Genomic DNA, 6,136 nt, shown 5'->3' with positions numbered 1-6,136 from the left:
GCCATCAAACATTTCCAAGTGCGGGCTGTTTTGATAGATGAGTAATCGCAGACGGTGAAAATAATAGGCGGCAGTATTTTTGTTTACACCAACCAATTCGGCAGCTACCCGTGCTGTAACGCCTGCTGCAAATAGTTCAATAAGCTTGTTTTGTTTGTAGTGGCTTAAACGGCTTTTTCCCATAGGGATTATTCTAACTGAATTTGAATTTCCCTAGTTATCTAGGACAGCCCCTTATTATAAATAAAGATATATGGCATAAATTTTGTAAACGATGCTAAAATTACTACATAAACTACAACAAAATTAGCGGCTGTCTATTCATAATTTAACAAAATGAAAACAAATTTTGCAACTTCTATTCCGTTTGTGTTTTTTGCGCTGGCAACACTTTCTGGTTATGCCTTAGCTGCCGATGATCATGATAGTGAATTTGTCCGTTCCATTCAGCGGCAACAGCAACTGGATAACCAATTGCTGCCTGAGTCGGATGTGAGGCTTGATCGGCCGTCTGAAAGTTTTTCTTACACACTTCGTGAAGGGGAGATGCCTTGTACGAAGGTGGACAATATCGGTTTGGCCGAAGGTGTGGACAGCATCTTTTCTTTTCTGCCCGCCGAGGTTGCCAAACAAACGGATTTCAGTGCGGGAATGTGCTTGGGTGCAAACAACTTGCAGAGGCTGCAAAAAGCCGCACAGCAAATATTGTTGGCACGCGGTTACATCACTTCACAAGTAAGTATTCAGCCTCAGGATATGGCAGACGGCGTGCTGAGATTAAGTATAGCGGCAGGGAAAACCGGTATTGTCCGCTATCAGGAAAAGCGGGGAGAGATGCCATCTGCGGGAAGCATTAGTGCCTTCGATAATAAGTTTCCCTTACACGAAAATAAAATTTTGAATCTGCGGGATTTGGAGCAGGGGTTGGAAAACCTGCGCCGTTTGCCGAGCGTTGAAACAGATATTCAGATTATGCCGTCTGAAGAAAACGACAAAAGCGATTTATTGGTCAATTGGCGGCAGGGCAAACCTGTGCGCTTCAGCATCGGTATAGATGATTCGGGCAGTAAAACCACCGGAAAATATCAAGGGCACGCCGCCATATCATTCGACAACCCTTTAGGTTTGAGCGACTTATTTTATGTTTCCTACGGGCGGGGTTTGGCACATCAAACAGAGTTTGCCGATGCCGCCGGAACGGAAACGAAAAGCGGTTCGAGAAGTTACAGCGTGCATTATTCCGTACCGCTTAAAAAATGGCTGCTTTCTTTCAACCATAACGGCTACCGTTACCACGATGCCACCGAGGGTTATACCGTTAATTATGATTACAACGGCAAACAGTATCACAGCAATATCGCCGCCGAACGGATGATTTGGCGCAACGGCCGTCATAAAACTTCTGCTGCCGTTAAATTGTGGGCAAGGCAGATTTACAAATATATCGATGATGCGGAAATCGAAGTACAGCGCCGCCGCACGGCAGGTTGGGAAGCGGAGCTGCGGCACCGCGCCTATCTTGGGCGTTGGCAACTTGACGGCAGACTGTCTTACAAACGCGGAACCGGTATGCGGAAAAGTATGCCCGCACCGGAAGAAAGCGGCGGCATCGACACCATTTCAGGCACTTCCCGCATGAAAGTTATCACGGCCGCATTGGATGCCGCAGCGCCTTTTACGCTGGGTAAACAGCAGTTTTCATATGAAACCTCGTTTCTGTCGCAATGGAATAAAACCCCCTTGGTCTCGCAAGACAAACTTTCCATCGGAAGCCGCTATACCGTTCGCGGGTTTGATGGCGAACAGAGTCTGTCGGGTGAGCGCGGCTTTTACTGGCAGAACACTTTCGGCTGGCATTTTCACCCGCGCCATCAACTTTACTTTGGTATGGATGCCGGGCGCGTATCCGGAGAAAGTACCGAATATATGGCAGGCAAACGCCTGATCGGAGCCGTAGCAGGGCTGAAGGGAAGCCGCAAAATCGGCGGTATCCTGCATTACGATTTGTTTGCAGGTAAACCGCTGCATAAACCCGAAGGTTTTCAGACGGCCAAAACGGTTTACGGTTTCGGATTGAATTACAGCTTTTAAATCAATATTTTCAAAAGGATATATCAGGCCGTCTGAAAAGTTCGCTTAATAAATACCGCAACAAAGGTTTATTAAAATTTCAAAGGGAGTTTCCAAATGAACAAAGGCTTACACCGCATCATCTTCAGCAAAAAGCACGGCACCATGGCTGCCGTTGCCGAAACCACCAACAGCCGGGGCAAAGGCAGACAGGCAGGAAGTTCTGCTCCTTTGGCAGCCGGTGTTTCAGACAGCCTATGCTTCAAACTTAAAACCGCGCTTAAAACCATGGTCTGCACTTTGGTTTCCGCCGGCATGATATTGCCTGCCCACGCACAAATTACTGTCGATAAAACCGCTCCTAAAAACCAGCAGGCCGTTATCCTTAAAACCAATACCGGTGCGCCGCTGGTTAATATCCAAACACCGAATGCACGCGGATTGAGCCATAACCGCTATACGCAGTTTGATGTTGATACCAAAGGCGCGGTATTGAACAACGACCGCAGCGGCAATCCGTTTCTTGCCAAAGGCAGCGCACAATTGATTTTGAACGAGGTGCGCGGTGCAGCCAGCAAACTCAATGGCACCATTACCGTAGGCGGTCAAAAGGCCGACGTGATTATTGCCAACCCCAACGGAATTACCGTCAACGGCGGCGGTTTTAAAAACGCAGGCCGCGGCATCTTAACTACCGGCACGCCCCAAATCGGCAAAGACGGTGCTTTGACCGGCTTTGATGTCCGCCAGGGCACATTGACCGTCGGAGCGGCAGGTTGGAACGATAAAGGCGGGGCCGACTACACCGAAGTGCTTGCCCGTGCAGTAGCCTTGCAGGGTAAATTGCAGGGTAAAAACCTGGCGGTTTCCACCGGCGCACAGAAGGTGGATTATGCAAGCGGCGGAATCAGCGCAGGCACAGCGGCAGGCAGCAAACCTGCCGTTGCCCTCGATACCGCTGCATTGGGCGGAATGTACGCCGACAGCATCACCATTATTGCCAATGAAAAAGGCGTAGGCGTAAAAAATGCCGGCACACTGGAAGCTGCCAAGCAGTTGATTGTGACCTCATCCGGCCGCATTGAAAACAGCGGCCGCATCGCCACCACAGCCGACAGCACTGAGGCCGCTCCAACCTATCTGAGTATCGAGACCACCGAAAAAGGGGCTGCCGGGGCGTTTGTTTCCAATGGCGGCCGTATTGAAAGCAAAGGTTTGATGGTTATCGATACCGGTGAAGACATCGGTTTGCGCAAGGGTGCCGTTGTTCAAAACAGCGGCAGCCGCCCCTCCGCTACAGTATTGAATGCAGGGCGTAACTTAGTGATTGATGGCAAATCGAATGTGAACAACACCAAAGGTGCCACTTATCTGACCGCAGAAGGCCGCTCCATTGTTAACGATGCCCAGATTCAGACAGGCACTTCATTACACAGCTCAAGCACGGGCAATACCGAATTGGGCAACAATACCCGCATAACAGGTGAAAATGTTACCGTATTGTCAAACGGCAGCATCATCAGTTCGGCTGCTATCGAAGCGAAAGATACGGCACATATCGAAGCGGGCAAGCCCTTGTCAATACAAGAAACAACGGTTGCCTCCGACATCCGGCTTAACGGCGGCAATGTGAAAGCAGGCAAGAATGTCGTACTGATGGCCGATAATAATGTTGGTGCAAAAACATCGCAATTGATCACTGCCGGCAATCTCTATGCCCATGCAGGCAAAGATTTGAACCTGAATACCGATAAAGATGTGTCTGCCAGCAATATCAGCCTGAAATCCGGCGGTGTGGCCAATATCAGCGGCAGCAGCAAAACACTCGCCGCTACCGGAAATATCGAAGCCGAAGCCGGTACGCTTCAAGTTACCGCGACTAACTTAAATGCAGGCAATCTGCAACTGAAAGCCCTTAAAAACGGCATGACCATCCGCAAAGCCAAGCTGAATGCTGTGCAGAACATTGATGTTGCCGCGCTGACAGGCAACATCGTTGCAGAGGGCCTCAATGCGGCCGCAACCGGCGGCCGGGTTTCCGTGCTTGCCGAAGGCAACGCCGATTTCAACGGCACCAATACCCTTACCGCCACATCTGACGTTAATGCAGGTTCGGTCGGCAAAGGCCGTCTGAAAGCAGACAACACCAACATTAGCTCATCTGCGGGTAACGTTACCTTGGTTTCCCGCAACGGTATGCAACTGGGCGACGGGAAACAGCGCAATTCAATCAGCGGCAAGCACATCAATATCCAAAACAATGGCGGCAGTGCCGGATTGAAAAACCTCAATGTCCACGCCAAAAACGGTGCGTTGAACATCCATTCCGACCGGGCATTGAGCATAGAAAATGCCAAGCTGCAGTCTTCACACAATATGCAGATCAACGCTCAAAACGAGCGGATAACGCTCAATCAGGTGGACGCCTACGCACAACGCCATATGAACATCACCGCCCAAGGCAAGCATAGCGGGCAGATTTGGCAGAACGACAAACTGCCTTCCGCCAACATACTGGTTGCCAACGGCGTTTTGGCACTCAATTCGCGCTATTCCCAAATTGCGGACAATACCACCCTGCGTGCAGGTGCCATTAACCTTACCGCAGGCACCGGCCTGGTTAAACGCGGCAATATTAATTGGAGCACCATCGCCACTAAGACCCTGGAAGATAATGCGGAACTGAAACCGTTGGCCGGAAAAATGCATATAGAATCCGGAAGCGGCACGCTTACGATTGAGCCTGCCAACCGCATCAGTGCCTATACCGATCTGAATATCAAAGCAGGCGGAAAGCTGATGCTCACAGCCCAAGGCGGCAATGCAGGTGCGCCGAGTGCACGTGTTTCCACTTTAGAGGCGAAAGGCAATATGCGCCTGATTGCAGGGGAAGCCGATTTCAGAGCTTCTAAAATAACGGCCGGTAAAAACCTGACGATAGCAACAACCAAAGGCAAGCTCAATATTGAAGCCGTTAACAACACATTCAGTAATTATTTCCCCACCCAAAAAGCAGCTGAACTCAATCAAAAGTCGAAAGAGCTAGAGCAACAAATAGCGCAATTGAAAAAAGCCTCGCCCAACAGCAAACTGATTCCGACACTGCAGGCTGAACGCGACCGTTTGGCTTTCTATATCCAAGCCATCAACAAAGAAGTCAAGGGCAAAAAGCCGAGAGGCAGCGAATACCAGCAGGCTAAACTTTCTGCGCGCAATATCGACCTGATTTCCGGCCAAGGCATCGAAATCAGCGGTTCCGACATTAACGCGTCCCAAAAGCTGAACATTCATGCCGCAGGTGTGTTGCCGAAAACAGCGGGTTCCGACACGGCGGCCATCCTGATTGACGGCATGACCGACCAATACGAAATAGGCAAGCCCACTTATAAGAGTCACTACGATAAAGCGGCACTCAACAAACCCTCGCGCTTGACCGGACGTACAGGCGTCAGCATCCATGCGGCGGCAGAACATAATGATGCACGCATTGTTATCGGCGCATCCGAGATCAAAGCCCCTGCGGGCAGCATAGATATCAAAGCCCATAGCGACATTGTTTTGGAGGCTGGGCAAAATGATGCCTATACTTTCCTGAAAACTAAAGGCAAAAGTGGTGGCATTATTAGAAAAACCAAATTCACCAGCACCCGCGATCATCTGATTATGCCTGCGCCCGTTGAGTTGTCTGCCGCCAACGGCATCACTCTTCAGGCGGGCGGCAATATCGAAGCTAATACCACACGTTTCAACGCTCCTGCAGGTAAAGTCGCCCTAGTTGCAGGTGAGGAGCTACAATTACTGGCAGCCGAAGGCATTCACCAACACCAATTGAATGTTCAGAAAAGTACCCGTTTCATCGGTATCAAAGTGGGGAAAAGCAATTACAGCAAAAACGAGTTGAACGAAACCAAACTGCCCGTACGCGTGATCGCCCAAACAGCCAAAACCCGTTCCGGCTGGGATACCGTACTCGAAGGCACCGAATTCAAAACAACCCTTTCCGGAGCCGACATACAGGCAGGGGTGGGCGAAAAAGCCCGTGCCGATGCGAAAATTATCCTCAAAG

At 50.1% G+C, this 6,136-nt stretch carries 2 protein-coding genes and 1 pseudogene; 2 read left to right on the top strand and 1 reads right to left on the bottom strand.

Annotated elements, in window-relative coordinates; all coding sequences use genetic code 11:
- Positions 1–183: pseudogene (locus NQ012_RS12610) on the bottom strand (IS1595 family transposase); the annotation flags it as partial.
- 153 nt (positions 184–336) lie between these two features.
- Here NQ012_RS12610 and NQ012_RS12605 point away from each other — a divergent pair.
- Positions 337–2,091 (top strand): ShlB/FhaC/HecB family hemolysin secretion/activation protein, encoded by a 1,755-nt coding sequence (locus NQ012_RS12605; protein ID WP_373566656.1) that lies wholly within the window; start codon positions 337–339, stop codon positions 2,089–2,091.
- 96 nt (positions 2,092–2,187) lie between these two features.
- Positions 2,188–6,136: two-partner secretion domain-containing protein (locus tag NQ012_RS12600; RefSeq protein ID WP_257067926.1), on the top strand; the 3,949-nt coding region annotated here is incomplete at its 3' end.

The sequence above is a fragment of the Neisseria dentiae genome (assembly GCF_024580525.1).
Taxonomy (GTDB): domain Bacteria; phylum Pseudomonadota; class Gammaproteobacteria; order Burkholderiales; family Neisseriaceae; genus Neisseria; species Neisseria dentiae_A.
This window is presented reverse-complemented; position numbering and strand designations above follow the sequence as displayed.